Annotated in this window: 18 protein-coding genes; 13 read left to right on the top strand and 5 right to left on the bottom strand. The window is 70.1% G+C overall.

Annotated elements, in window-relative coordinates:
- Positions 1 to 56: 56 nt before the first annotated feature.
- The gene (locus tag OG735_RS31320) at positions 57 to 587 is read right to left on the bottom strand and encodes a TerD family protein (protein WP_327326484.1); all 531 of its coding nucleotides are present in this window, start codon (positions 585 to 587) and stop codon (positions 57 to 59) included.
- A 100-nt stretch (positions 588 to 687) separates the two neighbouring features.
- Positions 688 to 1,656, bottom strand: a complete 969-nt coding sequence (locus OG735_RS31325; protein WP_327326485.1) for a DUF1152 domain-containing protein — start codon at positions 1,654 to 1,656, stop codon at positions 688 to 690.
- 60 nt (positions 1,657 to 1,716) lie between these two features.
- On the opposite strand from OG735_RS31325, the gene OG735_RS31330 reads away from it, so the two are divergent.
- The 6 genes from OG735_RS31330 (at position 1,717) to OG735_RS31355 (ending at position 7,612) form a co-directional block, all read left to right on the top strand.
- On the top strand, positions 1,717 to 2,550 hold the full coding sequence (locus OG735_RS31330) for an arylamine N-acetyltransferase family protein (protein ID WP_327326486.1): 834 nt from the start codon (positions 1,717 to 1,719) through the stop codon (positions 2,548 to 2,550).
- The gene (locus OG735_RS31335) at positions 2,547 to 3,389 is read left to right on the top strand and encodes an arylamine N-acetyltransferase family protein (protein WP_327326487.1); all 843 of its coding nucleotides are present in this window, start codon (positions 2,547 to 2,549) and stop codon (positions 3,387 to 3,389) included. Before OG735_RS31330 ends, OG735_RS31335 begins: the two co-directional genes overlap by 4 nt.
- A 33-nt stretch (positions 3,390 to 3,422) precedes the next feature.
- The gene (locus OG735_RS31340; RefSeq protein WP_327326488.1) at positions 3,423 to 4,028 is read left to right on the top strand and encodes a YdbC family protein; all 606 of its coding nucleotides are present in this window, start codon (positions 3,423 to 3,425) and stop codon (positions 4,026 to 4,028) included.
- Between the two features lie 96 nt (positions 4,029 to 4,124).
- Entirely contained in the window at positions 4,125 to 4,784 is a 660-nt protein-coding gene (locus tag OG735_RS31345) for a histidine phosphatase family protein (RefSeq protein WP_327326489.1), read from the top strand.
- A 12-nt stretch (positions 4,785 to 4,796) separates the two neighbouring features.
- Positions 4,797 to 5,705 carry an ADP-ribosylglycohydrolase family protein gene (locus tag OG735_RS31350; protein WP_327326490.1) on the top strand — a complete coding sequence of 303 codons (909 nt, stop codon included), beginning with the start codon at positions 4,797 to 4,799 and terminating at the stop codon, positions 5,703 to 5,705.
- Between the two features lie 209 nt (positions 5,706 to 5,914).
- Positions 5,915 to 7,612, top strand: a complete 1,698-nt coding sequence (locus OG735_RS31355; protein ID WP_327326491.1) for a DUF4153 domain-containing protein — start codon at positions 5,915 to 5,917, stop codon at positions 7,610 to 7,612.
- Positions 7,613 to 7,689: 77 nt separating this feature from the next.
- Here the strand turns inward: OG735_RS31355 and OG735_RS31360 are convergent, their stop codons facing one another.
- On the bottom strand, positions 7,690 to 9,243 hold the full coding sequence (locus tag OG735_RS31360) for an MFS transporter (protein WP_327326492.1): 1,554 nt from the start codon (positions 9,241 to 9,243) through the stop codon (positions 7,690 to 7,692).
- A 120-nt stretch (positions 9,244 to 9,363) separates the two neighbouring features.
- Between OG735_RS31360 and OG735_RS31365 the strand changes: the two genes are divergently transcribed.
- The 3 genes from OG735_RS31365 to OG735_RS31375 all read left to right on the top strand — a co-directional run bounded on the left by OG735_RS31365 (position 9,364) and on the right by OG735_RS31375 (position 11,468).
- A complete protein-coding gene (locus OG735_RS31365; protein ID WP_327326493.1) occupies positions 9,364 to 9,990 on the top strand; it encodes a TetR/AcrR family transcriptional regulator in 627 nt (208 codons plus the stop codon).
- A 73-nt stretch (positions 9,991 to 10,063) separates the two neighbouring features.
- A complete protein-coding gene (locus OG735_RS31370; protein WP_327326494.1) occupies positions 10,064 to 10,765 on the top strand; it encodes a ribonuclease HII in 702 nt (233 codons plus the stop codon).
- An 82-nt stretch (positions 10,766 to 10,847) separates the two neighbouring features.
- Positions 10,848 to 11,468, top strand: a complete 621-nt coding sequence (locus tag OG735_RS31375; RefSeq protein WP_327326495.1) for a hypothetical protein — start codon at positions 10,848 to 10,850, stop codon at positions 11,466 to 11,468.
- A gap of 76 nt (positions 11,469 to 11,544) precedes the next feature.
- Here OG735_RS31375 and OG735_RS31380 read toward each other — a convergent pair whose 3' ends face one another.
- Both OG735_RS31380 and OG735_RS31385 read right to left on the bottom strand, forming a co-directional pair.
- On the bottom strand, positions 11,545 to 12,171 hold the full coding sequence (locus tag OG735_RS31380) for a hypothetical protein (protein ID WP_327326496.1): 627 nt from the start codon (positions 12,169 to 12,171) through the stop codon (positions 11,545 to 11,547).
- A 217-nt stretch (positions 12,172 to 12,388) separates the two neighbouring features.
- Positions 12,389 to 14,560, bottom strand: coding sequence for a RecQ family ATP-dependent DNA helicase (locus OG735_RS31385; protein ID WP_327326497.1), 2,172 nt, complete (start codon positions 14,558 to 14,560; stop codon positions 12,389 to 12,391).
- Between the two features lie 110 nt (positions 14,561 to 14,670).
- On the opposite strand from OG735_RS31385, the gene OG735_RS31390 reads away from it, so the two are divergent.
- From OG735_RS31390 to OG735_RS31405, 4 genes are all read left to right on the top strand, one after another.
- Entirely contained in the window at positions 14,671 to 15,993 is a 1,323-nt protein-coding gene (locus tag OG735_RS31390; protein ID WP_327326498.1) for a DUF4192 domain-containing protein, read from the top strand.
- A 187-nt stretch (positions 15,994 to 16,180) separates the two neighbouring features.
- Positions 16,181 to 16,945, top strand: coding sequence for an NUDIX hydrolase (locus OG735_RS31395; RefSeq protein ID WP_327326499.1), 765 nt, complete (start codon positions 16,181 to 16,183; stop codon positions 16,943 to 16,945).
- A 114-nt stretch (positions 16,946 to 17,059) separates the two neighbouring features.
- Complete coding sequence (locus tag OG735_RS31400; protein ID WP_327326500.1) at positions 17,060 to 18,832, top strand: ABC transporter ATP-binding protein; 1,773 nt, start codon at positions 17,060 to 17,062, stop codon at positions 18,830 to 18,832.
- Positions 18,833 to 18,991: 159 nt separating this feature from the next.
- Positions 18,992 to 19,879: a FadR/GntR family transcriptional regulator gene (locus OG735_RS31405; RefSeq protein ID WP_327326501.1), complete on the top strand. Its 888-nt coding sequence runs from the start codon at positions 18,992 to 18,994 to the stop codon at positions 19,877 to 19,879.
- Positions 19,880 to 20,033: the final 154 nt, after the last annotated feature.

Consider the following 20,033-nt stretch of genomic DNA (forward strand, 5'->3'; position numbering starts at 1 on the left):
GCTCCCCTGCTCTGCTCCCCGCCCCTCCGCGCGTCCTTACGGGTTGCAACGCGAGCTCAGTAAGTACTGCTGCCCATGACCTCGACGAAGGACTGCGGGTCGGCGTCGAACCCGCGGACGGCCAGGTGGAATTCCCAGTCGCCCGCCTCGCTCCGGATGAACTCCCCGACGACCGCGGCGGTGGAGTCGGAGACGGCGGCGAAGTCGTCCTTCCCCAGCTCGGTGTGCCCCTCGAGTACGCGGACGAGAGTGTTCGCTATGTCGGCGAACACCCTCCGTCCCTCCCGCTGCTGGATGACCACACCCACGACGACGCGCCCGTAGGTGGCCGCCAGCCGGTCGAACTCCAGCGTCATGACCTCGTCGGAGCCGAAGCCCTGACCGGTCTTGCTGTCCCTGGTCAGGATGATGGTGCCGTCCGGCGATCGGCTGTCGAAGTGCACGACGTACGCCGGTTCACCATGCGTGGCATCCGCCCGGTACGTCGCGGCGACGATGTCGAGATCGTGCGCCGGCTCGCCCAGGGGGCTCGGATCCCACCTGAGTGTCACCTCGGCCTTCCGGACCCCCTTGTTGAGACTGCTCACCAGATTCCCCTTCCCCGTAACCCCGTAACCGCCGGGAGACTTACGTCGGTTGACCATGCTGCCATGCTCACGCTCCCGCACCACGGAGTCCTGCTTACGCTCAGTGCGGGATCAGCCGCGGCGGTCGCTGTCGCACGACTTCCTCGCGGAAGGACTCGATGGCGCTGCTGACCTGACGGATCAGATGGGTGTTCTCGATCCGGTCCAGATACAAGCAGCGGCGGGCCAGGCCGTCGAGCTCGAAGGCGAAGCAGATCGACATCAGAGGATTGATGAACAGCTCGCTGCCGCGGGTGCGGGAGGTGAACTGGACGTTCCCGAAGGCGCCCTGGACCGCTGCGGCTATGGAACCGTTCACGATGCTGGGATGGTCGGGGGTGCGCGCCTGGGCGTGGGCCACAGCGTCGATGAAGAGGGCGCCCTCCCGGGTGGTGCGAGGCACGGAGAAGGCTCCGAGATACGCCCCGTCCGCTTCGAGCGCGGCGATGTTCTCCAGGACGAGGCCATGGCTCACCCCGTGGTACGCGTCGACACCGAAGCCGAGGGAAACCACCAGACGCTCGGGCAGGTCGACCCTATCGAGACCATGGAGCGCCGCGACGCTGGTCAAGTCCTCCTCGGGGGTGCCCAGCCCTGACTCGTCGCCGCGCATGAGGATGTCCGTGCCGCCGTCCACGAGGACGACGGCATCGATCTCGTACCGTTCGATCAGCGCCCGGTAGGCGGCGCGCAGTGGCTGGACTCCGACGCGGGCGAAGGCGTGGACCGTACTGGGGTAGCCGTGCAGGGCCAGCCATTGGGCGAGTGTGCGCTCGGGGAAGTACGTCTGATGGGGCGCCGATTCGGGAGTGATCTCCGCGACGTCCGGGGCGAGCCACGCGTCCAGTGGCAGGCCCTCGATCGCGCTGAACGACAGATTGGCCAGATGTACGTCCTTGCCCTGGTGCAGGAGGGAGAGTGCCACCGGAAGCCCGGCGTACACATCGAATCCGCCGCCCGCGCCCGCGACCAGAATGCGTTCCGCGGACTCGAGGCGAGTGAACAAAGGGTTTGTGTGCAGCGCCGTCATGACGATCATTGTGCAGGCCGGGCCGCTCGGGTCGTCGGCGATGAGACGGGGGTGGGAAGTGTGACGTGGAGTAGTGAAGAACTCGATCTGGACGCGTACTTGGTGCGGACCGGGTACAACGGGGCGGCGCTCGCGCCGGATCTGGAGACGCTGCGGGCGCTCATGCGGGCGCATGTCGCATCGATCCCCTTCGAGAATCTTGAAGTGGCGCTCGGCCGGAGTGTGCCGCTGGACCTGAAGAGCCTGCAGGCGAAGCTGGTCGGCCGGCGGCGCGGCGGCTACTGCTACGAGCAGAACTCCCTGTTCGCCGCCGTGCTGGAGCGGATCGGCTTCCAGGTGGCGGGGCGCGGCGCCCGCGTTCGGGCGAGTGGACCCGGACTGCGGCCGGTGACTCACGCGGTCCTGGTGGTGACGGTGGACGGCGAACCCTGGCTCGCCGACACGGGGTTCGGCGCGTCCGGTCTTCTGGAGCCGGTGCCTCTGCGGGACGGGACCGAGGTGGCGCAGGCCGGATGGACCTTCGGAATCACCCTGGAGGACGAGGGGATTCACGTACTGCGGACTCTTGGTCCCGAAGGGTGGGCCGATCTGTACGCGTTCGCTCCGCAATCGCTCTATCCCGCAGATTTCACGGTCATGAACCACTACAGCTCGAGCCATCCGCAGTCGCGATTCGTCGGTCAGGTGGTCGCGCAGCAGCCCGGCCCCGAGGTGCGTCACGCCCTTGTGCGTGACGAACTGAGCGTGTCGCGTCCGGACGGTACGCACGAGCGGCGCATAGTGCCGGCGGGTGAGCTGACGGCCGTACTGGAAGAGATATTCGGCATCCAACTGGATGCCGAGGATGCCGTGCGGCTGCGCGCACTGAGCGAGCGCAGTGGGGAGCGCCAGTGACGACGGAGACTGCGTGGAGCAGCGGCGAGCTGGACCTTGCGGCGTATCTGCGGCGCACCGGCTGTACGGAGTACCGGGAGGGCGCCAAGCCCGACCTCGCGACGCTGCGTGCCGTCCACCGGGCGCATGCGGCCGCGATTGCCTTCGAGGATCTGGACATTGTGCTCGGCCGGCCGATCCCCCTGGATATCGCGTCTCTGCAGGCGAAGCTGGTCGGCCTGCGGCGCGGCGGCTACTGCTACGAGCAGAATCTGCTGTTCGCGGCCGTGCTGGAGCGGATCGGTTTCGCCGTGACGGGACTTGGCGCCCGGGTCAGGATGGGCGAGGCGAAACTGCGGCCCGTCACGCACATGACGCTGAGGGTCGAGGCCGACGGTGAGCCGTGGCTCTGTGACGTCGGGTTCGGCGGGGAAGGGCTGTGGGAGCCGATACCGCTGCGTGACGGCGTCGAAGTGCGCCAGGGAGGGTGGACGTTCGCCATCGCGCGCGAGGACAACGGGGTCAGGGCACTGCGCTCGCTGCATCCGGACGGCTGGTTCGATCTGTACGGCTTCACGCTGGAAGAGCGTTTCCCCGTCGACTACGCCGTGATGAACCACTACATGTCGACGCATCCGCGCTCGCCCTTCATCGCGCGGGCCGTGGTGCAGCAGACGGGAGAGGGCGTACGCCACAGCTTGACGGGCACGCGGCTGTCGACCGCGCGCCCCGATGCCCCCGAGACGGAACGGCAGGTTCCGGCAGGGGAGTTGCCCGAGATGCTCGCCGATGTGTTTGGGATCGAACTGGACGCAGAGGAGTCGGCCGAGCTGATACGGGTGCACTCCGCCCGAGAGTGACCGGGGCCACGCTCCGCGCCGTACGATGGCGCGGTGCTGGTCAAGTGGATTCGCTGCACCGTGATGGACCGTCGAGGGTTCGAGCGGGGGCAGCGGAAGTGGGCGGGGCTGCTGGGTGAGCCGGGATTCCGGGGACAGGGCGGTGGGTGGAGCAGGGGGCGGCCGCATGTCGCCCATGTATTCGCGTTCTGGGAGAGCCGGGCGTTCTACGACTCGTTCATGGCGCGCTCGCACGACCGGCTCGCGGCCGGCCAGTCGGGGACGTACAAGGACATACAGGTCAAGCTCTTCGACTACCGCTTCGATGTGAAGACGGGGTTCGAGCCGCGGTTCACGGACGCCGACGTGGTGCGGGTCGCGCACTGCCGGGTGCACGAGGACCGGGTCGAGCACTACGCCCTGATGCAGGAGAAGGTGTGGAACCCGGCGATGGCCGGGTCGCCGGGGATGCTGCGCGGGGTGTTCGGTGAGGCGCCGGGGAGCGAGTTTCTGGTGATGTCGATGTGGCGGTCGGAGGCGGAGCACGGGAAGTACCGGAGGGAGCGGGTGGAGCGGCTGCTGCTGCGCGCGCAGACCGAGGCGGATGTCGCGGCGCTGGCCGGTGATGTGGTGCAGCTCGAACCGTCCTGGACGGTCTGAGTCCGGCTGTCGGCCTGTCCGTGGAACGTGCCGGATACGCCGTCCGGAACCCGACCCGAATACTCGGCCGGGTCCGGACCGAACTACTGTCAAGACATGGCACGACCGCAACGCATCGTTCTCGTCCGGCACGGCGAGTCGGAGGGGAACGCCGATGACACCGTGTACGAACGCGTGCCCGACCATGCGCTGCGGCTGACCGCGACCGGCCGGGCCCAGGCCGAGGCGACGGGTGCGCGCCTGCGTGAGCTGTTCGGACGCGAGACAGTCAGCGTCTATGTCTCGCCCTACCGCCGCACCCATGAGACCCTCCGGGCGTTCGCCCTGGACCCGGAGCTGGTGCGGGTCAGGGAGGAGTCACGGCTGCGCGAGCAGGACTGGGGGAACTGGCAGGACAGGGAGGACGTACGGCTGCAGAAGGCCTACCGGGACGCCTACGGCCACTTCTTCTACCGCTTCGCCCAGGGCGAGTCGGGGGCGGATGTGTACGACAGGGTGGGGGCGTTCCTGGAGAGCCTGCACCGGAGCTTCGAGGCGCCGGACCACCCGCCGAACGTGCTCCTGGTCACGCACGGACTGACCATGAGGCTGTTCTGTATGCGGTGGTTCCACTGGTCGGTGGCGGAGTTCGAGTCGCTGTCCAACCCGGACAACGCCGAGCCCCGGATTCTGCAGCTCGGCGACGACGGGCGCTACACACTGGACCGGCCGTTCGAACGCTGGCGGACCCCCGAGCCGTACGGCGTCACCGGATAGAGTGGCAGGAAGATGACCGACGACTCCTCTCGCGACCGGCGCTTCGAACGCGCCCTGGACAGCCTGCGCGGACTGTCCGTGGGAGACGCCTTGGGCTCCCAGTTCTTCGTACCCACGAACTATCCCCTGCTGAAGCGGCGCGAGCTGCCGCCAGGTCCCTGGCAGTGGACCGACGACACCGAGATGGCCTGCTCGGTACTGGCCGTGCTCGCGGACCACCACCGGGTGGACCAGGACGCGCTCGCCCGGTCCTTCGCCGAGCATCATGACTTCGACCGCGGCTACGGCCCAGCGGTCAACCGGATGCTGCGGCTGATCAGGGAGGGCGGCGACTGGCGGGAGCTGGCCGCCGAGCTCTTCAAGGGCCAGGGCTCGTGGGGCAACGGCTCGGCGATGCGTATCGCACCGCTCGGCGCCTGGTACGCCGGCGACCCGGAACAGGCCACCCACCAGGCCGAAATCTCCTCGTACACCACGCACCAGCATCGTGAGGCCGTCGTCGGCGCCATGGCCGTCGCGGCGGCCGCCGCGCTCGTCGCGGATCCCGCAGGCCCGCCCGGGCCCGCGGACCTGCTCGACGGAGTCGTCGCGCTCGTGCCGCGCAGCGCGGTGGGAGCCGGTCTGCGCCGGGCGCGGGACATGCTCGACTACGAGGATGCCGGGACGGTCGCCGCCGTTCTCGGCAGCGGTCGGCGCACCAGTGCGCACGACACAGTGCCGTTCGCTCTGTGGTCCGCGGCCCGCTCACTCGGCGACTTCGAGCGGGTCTTCTGGACGACCGCACAAGTGGGCGGGGATGTCGACACCACGTGCGCCATCGCCTGTGGAGTGGTGGCTGCGGGCAAGGCGGGGCAGCCGCCGGCCGACTGGCTGGAGCAGACCGAAGCGCTTCCGGAGTGGGTGCCCGGCCGGGCACGCTGAGCTGCAGCCGCGGGCCGTTGACCGCCGGCGGCGCGGCCCGACGGTCACGGTCCGGCCTCGGGCGCGCATACGGGGCGTCGATCGGGCGTGCTGGAGCTAGCCTGTCCGACACGCCGCCGCGTTGATCATCACGGGCGTGCGCAGACGAGACACCGGGTCGTACGCACCGTCCTTCCGACGTGAGCTGCGCCCGGCTGGGAGGGGGTCCCATGTCAGACGTACGCGACACACCGCCGTCGGCTTCCGAGCCCGGTCCGGGCGCGGAGCCGAGGGTTCCGGGCGCGGAGCCGAAGCAGGCGCCGAAGCAGGTGAAGGCCGATCCGTACAAGCCGCCACCCCAGTGGCAGCAGTGGCAGTCCAACGAGCCGGCTGCCTGGCTCGTGCGGGTACGCCCCGGCCCGCCGGCCGGCGTGCGGGTCGCCACGCTCTGGTCGGCCCTGGCCACGGCCGTTCTCAGCGCGTTTCTGCTGGGCGACGGGGCAGGTCTGAACCTGCTGATCGTGGCGGTGCCCGCTGCCCTCGGCGCGTACTTCGCAGCCCGCACGGCCGGTCGCCGACTCCGTCCCTGGACCTGTGTGTGGGCGGTCGGCGGGGTGGTGCTGCTGGCGGTTCCGGCACTGAGGGACGCGGGCTGGCCGACGTTCCTTGCCGTCGTCTCCGCGCTGGCGGCCGGGTCCCTGGCTCTGCACGGCGGTCGCACCTGGCCGGGCGTACTGCTCGGCTCGCTGGGACTGTTGGGCGCGATCGGTTCCGGCATGGCTTGGGGAGCGCAGGGACTGCGCGAGCGCGCGGGCAGCTCGCGCGGCCGCTGGGGCCCCGTGGTGCGTACGACAGCGGTCGCGGCGGTGCTGCTGATCGTTTTCGGCGCGCTCTTCGCGGGCGCCGACGCGGCCTTCGCCGATCTGCTCGGCGGGCTGATCCCGGACGTATCGGTGGCCGACGGCCCCTGGCGCTTCCTCCTCTTTCTGCTCGGCCTGGTCGGAGCGCTCGCCGCCGCACGCACCGCCGCCGCTCCGGTGCGCTGGGACCGTTTCGATGTGCGTCCCGGCCGGGCCCGCGCCCGCTGGGAGTGGGCGCTGCCGCTCATCGTGCTCAATCTGCTCTTCGCCGCCTTCATTGCCGTCCAGCTCGCCGTTCTCTTCGGCGGCTACGACAAGGTGTTGCGCGAGACCGGACTGACGTACGCGGAGTACGCGCGGCAGGGCTTCTGGCAGCTGCTCTGGGCCACCCTGCTCACGCTGCTCGTGATAGCGCTCGCGCTGCGCTGGGCCCCCCGCGCCGGTGCCCGCGACCGCGCGCTGGTCCATGTCGTCCTTGGCGCACTCTGTGTGCTCACCCTGGTCGTGGTCGCCTCGGCGCTGCGCCGGATGGATCTGTACGTCGCCGCGTACGGGCTGACACGGCTACGGGTGTCGGTGGCGGCGATGGAACTGTGGCTCGGCCTGGTGATCGTCCTGATCATGGCGGCGGGGATATTCGGCGTGAAGTGGCTGCCACGCGCCGTCGCGGCGAGCGGCGCGGTAGCCGTGCTCGTTTTCGGCCTGCTCTCCCCGGACGGAATGATCGCCGACCGGAACGTACAGCGTTACGAGAGCACCGGAAAGATCGACATCGAGTACTTTCAGGAGCTGTCGGCCGATGCCGTACCGGCCCTCGACAGACTGCCGGAGCCGCTGCGCTCCTGCGCGCTGAAGGGCATCGCGGCGAACCTCGAGGGCACGCACAAGCCCTGGTACGCGTCCAGTTGGGGCGAGTGGCGGGCGCGGAGGATCCTGGCGGAGCGGAAGGTCGACACCTTCAGGTATGCCTGCGGGAATCAGGGGATTCCCGGTGCGGGGCGCGATCGGTACGACGAGGACGCCCAGTTCGGCGAGGAGGGCGAGATCAGCCCGTCCGACGTGCCGTGAGACTCCTTGCTGAAGGAGGCTGAGGTACGGGTCGTGCCCCCCGCGCACGGCCCGTACCTCCGATCAATGTGGCGGATCTACGCGGCTGGGCCGCCCGCGCCCGCCGCCCCGCTGAGCGCCTCCAGGTCGCTCTTGCGTACGCGGACGATGAACACCGCGGTCAACACGGCGAGTCCGACCAGACCAACGCCGGCCCAGAACGCCGTCGCGATGCCTTCGGCGAGCACCTGGTGCCCCCACGGCGGGGGCAGTTCGTGCGTCCTGGCGAAGACTTCCTTCTGCGCAGGGGTCGAATCCGCCAGGAACGACGGCAGTTGCCGTTCGGCCTCGTCGCGGCTGGCGGTACTGAAGACGGTCATAAGAATCGACAGCCCCAGGGAACCACCCACCATCTGTGTGGCGTTGAGCAGACTGGAAGCCGCGCCCGATTCGTGCTGCGCCACGCCCGAGACCGCCGTGAGCGTCGCCGTCACGAACACCAGCCCCATGCCGAAGCCGAAGAGCAGCATCGGACCGAGCACCCCGCCCGCATATGAGCTGCCGGGATCGAGCGCGGTCAGCCACGCCATGCCGCTGCCGGTGAGTACCGCGCCCGCCGCCAGGAACGGTTTGGGACCGAGCACTGGCAGCAGCTTCGAGGAGATTCCGGCCGCTGTCACGATCATCACCGTGACCGGCAGGAACGCGAGACCGGAGTTGATAGGGCTGTAGCCGAGCACGTTCTGTACGAACAGGACGATGAAGAAGAACATGCCGAACATCGCCGCGGCGAGGCTCATCATGATCAGATACGTGCCGGAGCGGTTGCGGTCGGCGAACATCCGTAGCGGAGTGATCGGTTCCCGCGCCCGTCGCTCGGTCAGTACGAAGGCGGTGAGAAGCACGATCGCCGCGGCGAACGAGGAGAGGGTGAGTCCGTCGCTCCAGCCGTCCTCGGCGGCCCGGATGAAGCCGTAGACCAGGGACGCCATGCCCGCGGTCGAGGTGAGCGCGCCCGCGATGTCGAACCGGCCGGAGTGCGGCTCGGACTCATTGATGAAAACCGGAGCGAGCACCGCGATCAGGATTCCGATCGGCAGATTGACGTAGAACACCCAGCGCCAGTTCAACCACTCGGTGAGCATGCCGCCGGCGAGCAGGCCGATGGCCGCGCCGCTGGCCGAGACCGCAGCGAAGATGCCGAACGCGCGGTTGCGCTCGGGGCCTTCGCGGAAGGTCGTGGTGATGAGAGCGAGCGCCGTGGGCGAGGCGATGGCGCCGCCGACGCCCTGGAGCGCGCGGGCTGCGAGCATCTGCCAGGGCTCCTGCGCGACGCCGCACAGCAGTGAGGCGAAGGTGAAGAGCAGCACACCGAAGACAAACACCCGCCGGCGGCCGAGGATGTCGCCCGCCCGGCCGCCGAGCAGCAGTAGCCCGCCGAAGGTGAGGGTGTACGCGTTGACCACCCAGGAGAGCTGGGTCGTGGTGAACTCGAGAGCCTCTTGGATGTGCGGGAGCGCGATATTCACAATCGTGGTGTCGAGGACCACCATGAGCTGCAGCGCGGCAATGACGGCCAGAGCTATCCCGGGGCGTCCCTGTCTGCGGGCCGCTCCCGGTTTGCTTGGAGCAGTTAATTGAGAGGTTGTCACTATGGTCCCCCACAAGTGAGTTAGTGAACGCAGCCGTTCACTGTCCTGTCAACCGTAGAGAGTCCCCCTCAGTGAACGCAAGCGTTCACTGCAGCTCCTGTCCCCAACGGAGAGAAGAACATGGCCAATTCGCGCTGGACTGCAGCCGCTGAGACGCCCCCGGTCTCGCTGCGCCGTCGAGGACCCGTGCTGGAACGCGCGATCCTCGAGGCCGCTCTGGAGCAGTTGAGTACGGTCGGCTGGAGCGGGCTCACCATGGAGGGCGTCGCCGCCGGGGCCCAGACCGGCAAGGCCGCCGTCTACCGGCGCTGGCCGTCGAAGGAGGATCTCGTCGCGGACGCCCTGCAGGCCGGGCTGCCGGTACTCGACGAGGCCGCCGATCACGGCAGCATCCGCGAGGACCTCTTTCAGCTCTGCCGGCAGGTGCGCGACGCGATGTACTCCAGGTCCGGCTTTGCGTTCCGCTCTGTGCTTTACGAGTGCGACAGCTCCACCGCCGAGCGCTTCCACGGGGTGATCGTGCGTCGTGTGGTCGAGCCGTCGAACCAGCTCTACCGGGAGGTGGTGCGGCGTGGCGTCACACGCGGCGACGTCCGCCCCGACGTCATCGGTGAGCTGGTTTTCGATGTGATTCCGGGTCTGATGATGTACCGGTCCAAGGTGTGCGGCAGCGAATGGCCGGACGAGGACATCGCCGAAATGATCGATCAGATCATGGTGCCGCTGCTGCGCCCGGGCACCGGCTGATTGCAGGCCCGCAGCCTCTGAACGCAATCCGGTTGTCGCCGGCGACGTCCGGCGGCGTACGCTTACTGGCGCCATGCCGTACGAACCACCCACCCACACAGTCGAGCGCTCAATCCGAGCCACCACCGGCGCCAAGATCGTCGCAGGTGTCGACGAGGTTGGACGCGGGGCGTGGGCCGGTCCGGTCACGGTGTGCGCGGCGGTCACCGGACTGCGCAGACCGCCCCCCGGGCTGACCGATTCCAAACTGATCAGCCCGAAGCGCCGTACGGAACTGGCCGGGCGGCTGGAACAGTGGGTCACGTCGCATGCCCTGGGGCACGCGTCCCCGGAGGAGATCGACGAACTGGGGATGACCGCGGCGCTGCGGCTGGCTGCCGTCCGTGCGCTGGATGCGCTTCCGGTCCGTCCGGACGCCGTCATCCTCGACGGCAAGCACAACTACCTGGGTTTGCCCTGGCAGGTTCGTACGGTCATCAAGGGCGACCAGTCCTGCGTCGCCGTCGCGGCAGCTTCGGTGATCGCCAAGGTGCGCAGGGATGCGATGATGGCCGAACTGCAGGGGGAGTTCGGCGACTTCGGCTTCGCCGCCAACGCCGGCTACCCCTCGCCCGTGCACAAGGCGGCGCTCGAGGAGTGGGGTCCCACCCCCTACCACCGGCTCTCGTGGTCGTATCTCGACGCGCTGCCCCAGTGGCGGCACCTCAAGAAGGTCCGCGTCTCCGCCGAGGCGGCCGCACTGGAAAGCGGGGGCCAGCTCGGCTTCGAATTCTGAACTCGCCCTCCCCGCAGCAGGGTCGCACTTATGTGCCCACCCGCCGATGCCATCCGCACCGGCGTTTGATAGACATCCACTCATGCCTCTCATCCCCGAGGAGCCTCAGATTCACGAGAGTGCCCAGGGTCCCCGCGCAACTCCGGCCGCAGGCCGCACCGCGCCGACCCCCCGTCCCGTACCCGGTCCGCGTTCCGCGGCCTCGCCGCGTCCCGGACACCCGGGCCCCGGTACCGCCCGGCCCGCACCGCCGGTGCAGCGCACGCACACCTCTGCCGGGCAGCCGCAGGCGCCCCGGTCGGAGAATCGCGCTGTGCCGCAGATCCAGCTGATCCCCGCCCCCGCCGACGGCGCGCTCGACGCTGCCGACGAGGCGGTCGACCTGCTGCTCGACTCCGGCCGCGCGCCGGGCGACGTCCTGGTGCTCACCACCGGCGAGCAGCACCCGTGGGCCGCGCACGAGCTGTCCTTCGGCGAGGCCTCCTACTGGGCCCAGCACGACGCCCGCGACGACGTCTTCTACGCCGACGCCGCCGCGGTGGGACGTGCCTCGGCCCGCCCCGTGGTGGTCGTCGCGATCAACGGAGGCGCCGACGACGCAGCCGCCCGCGCGCTGCCGGCAGCGCTGGCGAAGGCGACCGCACTGTTGATCGTGTGCGGAGACCCCAAGCGGATCAACACCGTGCTCGGCACGGGCGTCTGAGCCGCGGCCTGTACGGACCGCCTGGTCCGGTCGTGACCCGGCTGCCCACCACGTGGGCAGCCGGAGAGTGGCACCTTCAGCGTGCCGCCGTGCGCCGAAGCGCTTCAGCCGCGCCGCTCGCGGTGCGCAGCGCCAGCGGCTCGGCCTCGTCCGCACCGTCGAAGAACTGGCCGGGCGACGTGGAGTTGGGCCGGCGTCCGCCCCGGCCCTCGCCCAGCACCTGCCAGCCGCCGCGCGTCAGCGTGATGTACGCACCACAGCGCAGCCCATGCAGAGTGCACGCGTCCCGCAGCCCCCACATCCACGCTCCGTCCTCCTCCGTCCAACGCTCGTCGCCCTCACGGCAGTAGAGCAGCACGGCGGTACGCACGGGCGCGCGAAGACGCAGATCGTGCGGGATGACCCGGCGCAGATGCGCCAGCAGCACGTTGCGGAACTCCCAGCCGTCCACGGGCGCGGAACGCTGGGAGAACGAAGCACTGGCAGTGAGCCGGTCCTCGTGGTCGAGCACGGCGACGACGCCTGTCGCCGGTGCCGGCACGTGCCGGGTGTGCAGTCCACTGACCACCTCGCGGGGGTTGCGCAGCAGCGGTATCCCGGCTGCTGCCCACTCGGCGGGCTCGAGCATCCTGGCGAGTCGGCTGGCGGAGCCGGCCGACGTGGTGATCGAAGTGGCTGCGGACGGAGGGAATCCGAAGGTCACGGTCCTCCCTTCACATTCGCGCCCACGGTGCGGGCAGGGTCGGGTGAGGGCGCACCGCGGCACGGCCCTTCCGGACCGCGAACGGACCGTGCGGGGGAGCGTTCCAATTCTTGCTGCCTCGTGAGCATGCGGCAACGAGCAATTTGGCGCCACCGACAGGAATCGGCGGGTATGACGCTCATATCCCTGCCCATTTGCGTAGCCGGTGACCCTCCAGTCACGTCTGAATGGCAAGGACCAGCGGAAACACCCCCCGCGCACCTGCCCTGCGCAGTAGTCGCGCCGCCACCGCGAGGGTCCAGCCACTGTCCGAAAGGTCGTCCACCAGCAGAACCGGCCCGTCGGCCTCGGCCAATGTCTCAGCCAGCTGGGGAGGCACCGTGAACGCCTCGTGCAGCGCCCGCACCCGCTGAGCGCTGTTGGTGCGCGAGATCCGTGCCTCCAACGCCTCGGGCACGTACTCGACAGAGCCCAGCAGCGGCATCCTGCCGACCTCGGCGATCCGGCCGCCCAGGGATCCGACCAGCTGAGGCCTGCTGCGGGAGGCGATGGTGACCACACCGACCGGCCTAGGCGGTGCGTCCGCCGCGCCGGACGCCCAGCCGCCAGGGCCCTTGGCCCAGTCGGCGAGCACGGTCACCACGGCCTTCACCACCTCGTCCGGCACGGGACCGTCCGGAGCCTGCGCCGCGAGCATCGGCCGCAGCCGATTGCCCCAGCCGATGTCGGAAAGCCGCCCCAGCGCACGTCCCGGGAAGGACTGCTCCCCTTCGGGGATACGGCCCTTGAGGCTGACGCCCACCGCCGCCAGCCCGGTCGGCCACATCTTGCGCGGCTCCACATCCACACCCGGCCTGCCCAGCTCCCCGCGCGCGGCATCCAGAGCCGCCGCGGACACCTTGTCACTGAACCGGGCCCCCGAGCAGTTGTCACAGCGACCGCAGGGTGCCGCTTCCTCGTCGTCCAACTGCCGTCGCAGGAACTCCATCCGGCAGCCGGTCGACGTCGCGTAGTCACGCATCGCCTGCTGCTCGGACTCCCGCTGCCGGGCGACCCACGCATACCGCTCGGCGTCGTACGACCAGGGCTGGCCCGTGGTTGTCCAGCCGCCCTTCACCCGGCGCACCGCACCGTCGACGTCGAGGACCTTGAGCATGGTCTCCAGCCGGGTGCGCCGCAGTTCGACCAGCGGCTCCAGTGCGGGCAGCGAAAGCGGCCTGCCCGCCTGCGCCAGCACATCGAGGGTGCGTCGCACCAGCTCCTCCGGCGGGAAGGCGACCGAGGCGAAGTACTGCCAGATCGCCTCGTCCTCCTTGCCCGGCAGCAGCAGTACTTCCGCGTGCTCCACACCACGGCCCGCCCGGCCCACCTGCTGGTAGTAGGCGATGGGGGAGGAGGGCGAACCCATGTGCACGACGAAACCGAGATCGGGCTTGTCGAAGCCCATCCCGAGTGCGGACGTGGCGACGAGGGCCTTGACGCGGTTGGCGAGCAGATCCTCCTCGGCCTGCTGCCGGTCGGCGTTCTCCGTACGGCCGGTGTACGAGGCCACGGTGTGCCCGCACTGGCGCAGATACGCCGTGACCTCCTCGGCAGCCGCGACAGTGAGCGTGTAGATGATCCCGGAGCCGGGCAGCTCGCCGAGATGATCGGCGAGCCAGGCCAGCCGGTTCGCGGCATCGGGCAGCTGCAGCACACTCAGGCTGAGGCTCTCCCGGTCCAGAGCGCCACGCAGTACAAGGGCGTCCGTGCCCGCCCCCGTACCCAGCTGCTCGGCGACGTCCGCGGTCACACGGGCATTGGCCGTGGCGGTGGTGGCGAGCACCGGGACCCCGGCCGGCAGCTCCGCGAGCATAGTGCGCAGCCGTCGGTAGTCGGGCCGGAAGTCATGGCCCCAGTCGGAGATGCAGTGCGCCTCGTCCACCACCAGCAGACCGGTGGCGGCGGCCAGCTTGGGCAGCACCTGGTCACGGAAATCGGGATTGTTCAGCCGCTCGGGACTGACCAGCAGCACATCCACCTCGCCCGCGGCCACCTCTGCCTGGACCGTGTCCCACTCCTCCGTGTTGGAGGAATTGATGGTCCGGGCGCTGATACCGGCCCGCGCCGCGGCCTCCACCTGGTTGCGCATGAGCGCGAGCAGGGGAGAGACGATCACGGTCGGTCCGCTGCCGCGCTCACGCAGCAGCGAGGTCGCGACGAAATACACCGCAGACTTGCCCCACCCGGTCCGCTGCACGACCAGAGCCCTGCGCTTGTCCGCCACGAGCGCCTCGATCGCCCGCCACTGATCCCCGCGCAGCCGGGCCGCGCCCGTCGTGTCCGAGACGAGGCGGGCGAGTACGGAGTCGGCCGAGGCCCTGAGATCTGCGCGGTCTGCGTTGGTCATGCCCCCATGCAACCCGATGGCGCTGACAAAGCGCGAACGAAGCCGCGAGCCTGTGGATAAAGTTATCCACAGGGGTCGCGATGCCGGAGCCGCCACGAGACCGTCGTGCCATGAACACGCACCACGAACACACCGGTCCGACCGACGAGCAGCAGATCACCCTGCGCGGCCCTGCCGAACTGGCCGACGCCCTGCCGTACATGATGGGCTTCCATCCGAACGATTCGATCGTGCTCGTCGCGCTGCACGGCAGCCGCGGCCGCTTCGGCGGGCGGCTGAGGCTCGGCATTCCACGCTCGCCGCGCGAATGGTCGCCCGTGGCCGAACAGCTCGCGGAGTGTCTGATCGAAGGCAGCGAACGTCGCGGTTCGCGCCCCGACGGCATTGTCGTCTTCCTCTGCCAGGATCCGGCGGACGGCGAGACGAGCCGCTCTGTGATGGAGCGGCTGCGCCCGCTCGCGCAACGGCTGCGCACCGCCTGCGGCACCCTTGAGGTGCCCGTCTACGAGGCTCTCTGTATCTCCGACGGCCGTTACTGGTCCTACTGCTGTCCCGACGTGCGCTGCTGCCCGCCCGAAGGCAGTGCGCTTGCCCTGCCCGGCACTTCGGTGATGGCCGCGGCCGCCGCCTACGTGGGGGTCCAAGTGCGTGGCTCCCTGCGGGAGATGGAGGGGCGGCTCGCGCCCTGGACGACCCCGGCTGCGTCCGACCAGGAGAAGGCGCTGGACACCGCGGGTTCCGCGCTGCTGCCCAGGATCCTGGACGGAACGGGGCGTGAGCAGGTCGCCGCGGAGACCCTCGCGCTGGCCCGCCGGCTGATGAAACGCATCGCGGAGACACCGCGGGATGGCGGCCGGGCCGAGTCGGATGTCGCGGACGACCGGCTCATCGCACATGACGAGGCGGCCGCTGTGATCCTGGGCCTGCAGGACCGGGACACCCGTGACCGGGCTGCGGAATGGATGGAAGGAGCCGACGCGGAACCGGCGCTACGCCTCTGGCGGGCGCTGGCCCGCCGATGCGTCGGCCCGTACTCCGAGCACGCGGCCGCGCCGCTCACCCTCGCCGGCTGGGTCGCCTGGTCCACCGGCGACGAACCCGGCGCGCGGGTCGCCCTCGGACTCGCCCTGCGCGTCGACCCCGAGTACGTCTTCGCCCGGCTTCTGCACCAGGCGTGCAATGAGGGCCTGGATCCGGAGGCGCTGCGCAGCTGTCTGCGCACGGACCGCGGCACACGGGCCTCCGCGAGGACCCGCCGGGGCGCGCGCCCGCACCGTTCGCGCCCGCGGCAGGTCCGGCCGGCGACTCGCAAGCCGACCACCGGCAAGAAGGAGCACCCGTCCGCCGGGACACGCCCCGGCGGTACGGCGGCGGGGAACCGCAGTCGCGCGCGCAGGCGCAGCGGGCAGCGCGGCACCAGAAGCGGGCGTTGATGCCCGGGACCCCGCCGCCTGTCCGGATCAGCAGGCTCGGTCTCGGGACGGTCGAGCAGGCCCCCGACGGCCTTCAGTTGGGGGTCTGAGCCGGTGGGCGCGCAGGGCTGGGGGAACGGGTGAAGAAAGAGTCGACGCAGGTGAAGAAGGGAGTGTTTATCGTCAGGCAGACGACTATGATCGCGGCATGTCGCCCTACGACCCGTCGGCCTTTCCGCCCTTTGCTGTCACCGTCGACCTGGTCGTGCTCACTGTGCGCCGCCATGCGCTGTGCGCGCTGGTCGTACGCCGCGGAGAGCCGCCGTTTCAGGGCCGGTGGGCGCTGCCCGGCGGCTTCGTCAGGGGCGACGAGGATCTGGCCGCGGCCGCAGCACGCGAGCTCGCCGAGGAGACCGGGCTGTGCGCGCACGACCCCGCTTCCCCGGCACCTGGCAACGGCGCACATCTCGAGCAGCTGGCCACCTATGGCGACCCAAAGCGGGACCCTCGTATGCGGGTGGTCAGCGTCGCTCATCTGGTGCTGGCCCCGGACCTGCCCGCACCCCGCGCGGGCGGCGACGCGAATAGCGCCCGGTGGGCCCCTGTCGAGGATCTGCTGGGCCAGGAGAACGGCTTCGGCCGTGAGGAGGAGCAGCCCGCAGCGCTCGCCTTCGACCATGCGCGGATCCTGGCCGACGGGGTGGAGAGGGCGCGATCCAAGATCGAGTACTCCTCGCTGGCGACTGCCTTCTGCCCGTCGGAGTTCACCGTCGGCGAGCTGCGGCGGGTGTACGAAGCGGTCTGGGGCGTTGCTCTCGACCCCCGGAACTTCCATCGCAAGGTGACCGGCACCCCGGGCTTCCTGGTCCCGGCCGGCGGGACCACCACCCGGCAGGGCGGCCGCCCTGCCCAGCTCTTCCGGGCAGGCGGCGCCACCGTGCTCAACCCGCCGATGCTGCGCCCCGAAGTCTGAGCGAGGTCTGACACCCGGTCCTCTGGCGGCTGCACTAAAAGTCGGAAATGTCGCGCTATCTTGCTGCGGTACCCGCCCTGCCGCCGAGCGGTCTCACCTACCGCGAGAGAAGCGATGCTCCAGGCCATCGGACTCACCAGCACCCGCCGCCGAGACCTCCCGCCAGCCGTCGACGATCTCACCTTCGAAGCCCGGTCCGGCTCTGTCACGGCCCTTCTCGGTGCACCTGGCTCGGGCAAGACGGCGGCGCTGCGCCTGATGCTCGAACTCGAGTCCGGCCGGGGCGTCACCTACTTCCGCGGCAGCCCCCTCCATCGCATCGCCCACCCTGCCCGCGAGGTCGGTGTGCTCCTCGGCGACGTACCGGGCCATCCCGCTCGGACGGCCAGGGGTCAGCTCCGTATGCTCTGCGCAGCCGCTGGAGTGCCCGCGTCCCGTGCCGACGAGATGCTCGAGGTTGTCGGTCTCGCCGGTCTCGCCGGCCAGCGCCTCGACGCCCTCTCCCTCGGTATGGACCGCAGACTCGGGCTTGCCTCCGCCCTCTTGGGCGACCCGCAGACGCTGATCCTCGACGAGCCCGGCCGAGGCCTCTCGGCCGGTGAGAACAGTTGGCTGTACGGGCTGTTGCGCTCCCGCGCCTCGTGCGGCGGCACCGTTCTCTACACCACCAGTGATCCCAAGGGGGCCGCCCGCCTCGCTGATCGTGTCATCACCCTCGACAAGGGCCGCCTCGTTGCCGACCAGGACGCGGAAACCTTCTCCCGTACCAGGCTCCGCCCGCGCGTCGCCGTCCGCACTCCGCACGCCGCCCGCCTCGCCGCCGCTGTCGCCCGCGAGGCACGCGCCGCCCAGCGCTCCGTCGAAGTGGTCACCGAGGAGGGCAGCCTGCTCTCCGTCTACGGCAGCAGCTGCCCCGAGATCGGCGAAACCGCCTTCCGGCACGGTGTACTCGTCCACCGGCTCAGCGACGAGATCGGCGACACAGGCCCGGTCGCGGCGCCCGCGCCTGACTCCGCACCTGACGCCGCGCCTGCCCGCGAGGCCCAGAAACGGCCCGTCCCGGCCGCGGCGGAGCGCCCCGGCCCTATGCCTCTCCCGCCCCCGCCGCGCCCCGTACGCAGCCCCCTGAGGCCTCTGCGCTATGAAATCCGCCGTCTCCTCGGAGTCCGGACCGCGGCGTTGATCGCGGCGGCCGCGCTCGTCGCCTCCCTCGCCCTCTGCGTCCTGCTCGCCCGCATCGGCGACGCCCCGCTGCCGGCCCTGCTCGCCGCCTGGCCCGAGTACCTCCCGCTGCCGCCCGCCGCCTTCGGTGCCGGCCTGGTCGGGGCGCTCTCCTACGGTGAGGAGTTCCGCTATCCGGCGCTCGCCGCCGCCCGCGGCACCGTTCCCCGCCGCCTCGGCCTCCTCCTCGCCAAACTCACGGTGACCTCCGTGTTCGCCCTGCTGCTCGCGCTCCTCGTTGCGGTGGCCGACGCCCAGGCCCTCCGCCTTGTGTATGGCACCGACATGACTCCCGCCCCGCGGAACTGGCCTGCTCTGGTGGCCAGTTGGGGCGGGCTCGCGGTCGGCTGCGCCTGGGCCGGGCTGCTCGCCGCCGGAGTCTTCCGGGTCACGTCCGCCGGAGTGGCCGCCGTACTCGCTGTACCGGTCCTCGTCGCCCCCCTCGTGCAGACGGCGCTCGTCGTTCCGCCAGCACGTTCGATCGCCGGACTTCCCGTCAGGCTGCGCGAGCTGGCCTGGGTGCAGCTGCCGCAGCAGGCCGACCGTTGGCTGATGGCCGCCGTACGCCTCGTCGCCCAACCCTTCGGCGCGGCACTGGCGTTGTCACTCTCGGCCCTGATCTGCGCATATCTGTTCACGGGCCTTCGTCGCAGGCCACGTTGGTGATCATGATCGACCGGGTCTCGACGAAGTGTTCGCAACTCCCTTGAAGGCGCCCGTTTCTTTCCGATAAGGCGTCAATTGCGAGGCGAGCGCCGATCACCCTTTCGTGTGCTTTTCACCAAAGACCTCAAGGGCCACGGGAGCCGCGCCGACAAAGGATGCGTGAGTACCCTTGCGCACACCATGATGACCGCCGCCCGCCCCGCCGAGTCCGGCCTCGCCGGCCCGGGCGAACTCGATCGATACCCCTACGCGGAGTCGCCCGGCGCCGACCGCGTCGGCCCTCCCTCCTGGGACGGCGCCGACGCCGAGTTGGGCCGGGTCGGCCGCCGCGCGGCAGGCAGCCGCGGCCGCGGACTGCACGGCCAACTCGTCCAGCAACTTGGCCAGATGATCGTCTCGGGGGACCTCGGTGCGGACCGCCCGCTCGTCCCTGAGGAGATCGGCCAGCGCTTCGAGGTCTCCCGCACCGTCGTCCGTGAATCCCTACGCGTTCTCGAGGCCAAGGGCCTGGTCAGCGCCCGCCCCAATGTCGGAACCCGGGTCCGTCCGGTCAGCGACTGGAATCTGCTGGACCCCGACATCATCGAGTGGCGTGCCTTCGGCCCGCAGCGGGACGATCAGCGTCGGGAGCTGGGCGAGCTGCGGTGGACCATCGAGCCCCTCGCCGCGCGCCTCGCCGCAGGTCACGGGCGTGAGGACGTTCAGCAGCGGCTCGGCGACATGGTCGAGATCATGGGTCACTCCCTCGCTCAGGGGGACGGGATCACGTTCTCGCGGGCCGACGCGGAGTTCCACTCCCTCCTCATCCAGCTCGCAGGCAACCGCATGCTCGAGCACCTCTCCGGCATCGTCTCCGCCGCACTCCAGGTCTCCGGCGGCCCGGTCACCGGCTGTGACCGCCCTACCGAGGTCTCTCTGGCCCACCATGCGCGGATCGCCGACGCACTCGCCACCGGCGACCCGCACGCCGCCGAGTCGGCCATGCGCCAACTGCTCACCGCTCACTCAGAGGTGGAGCGAGTCGTGCCTGCGCCGCGCGAGCACTGAGCGCAGGACGCGGCCAGGGAGTACAGAGGCGTACGCATCGCGTGTCGCCGGATTCCATGGGGATCCGGCGACACGATTATGTGGCGAACGACCTCTCTGGCCGTTTTGTCGTAAATGAGGTGTGACTCGGGCCACGTGGATTGGGCGTAACACT

Origin of the sequence: Streptomyces sp. NBC_01210 (assembly GCF_036010325.1) — a bacterium.
GTDB lineage: Bacteria > Actinomycetota > Actinomycetes > Streptomycetales > Streptomycetaceae > Streptomyces.

What these genes read in the sequence shown, in the direction of transcription:
- OG735_RS31325 (WP_327326485.1), bottom strand. Translation starts at nt 1,656, where the DNA reads ATGACGGCGCTGCACACAAACCCTTTGTTCACTCGCCTCGAGTCCGCG.
- OG735_RS31345 (WP_327326489.1), top strand. Translation starts at nt 4,125, where the DNA reads ATGGCACGACCGCAACGCATCGTTCTCGTCCGGCACGGCGAGTCGGAG.
- OG735_RS31350 (WP_327326490.1), top strand. Translation starts at nt 4,797, where the DNA reads ATGACCGACGACTCCTCTCGCGACCGGCGCTTCGAACGCGCCCTGGAC.
- OG735_RS31355 (WP_327326491.1), top strand. Translation starts at nt 5,915, where the DNA reads ATGTCAGACGTACGCGACACACCGCCGTCGGCTTCCGAGCCCGGTCCG.
- OG735_RS31365 (WP_327326493.1), top strand. Translation starts at nt 9,364, where the DNA reads ATGGCCAATTCGCGCTGGACTGCAGCCGCTGAGACGCCCCCGGTCTCG.
- OG735_RS31370 (WP_327326494.1), top strand. Translation starts at nt 10,064, where the DNA reads ATGCCGTACGAACCACCCACCCACACAGTCGAGCGCTCAATCCGAGCC.
- OG735_RS31375 (WP_327326495.1), top strand. Translation starts at nt 10,848, where the DNA reads ATGCCTCTCATCCCCGAGGAGCCTCAGATTCACGAGAGTGCCCAGGGT.
- OG735_RS31385 (WP_327326497.1), bottom strand. Translation starts at nt 14,560, where the DNA reads ATGACCAACGCAGACCGCGCAGATCTCAGGGCCTCGGCCGACTCCGTA.
- OG735_RS31390 (WP_327326498.1), top strand. Translation starts at nt 14,671, where the DNA reads ATGAACACGCACCACGAACACACCGGTCCGACCGACGAGCAGCAGATC.
- OG735_RS31395 (WP_327326499.1), top strand. Translation starts at nt 16,181, where the DNA reads ATGTCGCCCTACGACCCGTCGGCCTTTCCGCCCTTTGCTGTCACCGTC.
- OG735_RS31400 (WP_327326500.1), top strand. Translation starts at nt 17,060, where the DNA reads ATGCTCCAGGCCATCGGACTCACCAGCACCCGCCGCCGAGACCTCCCG.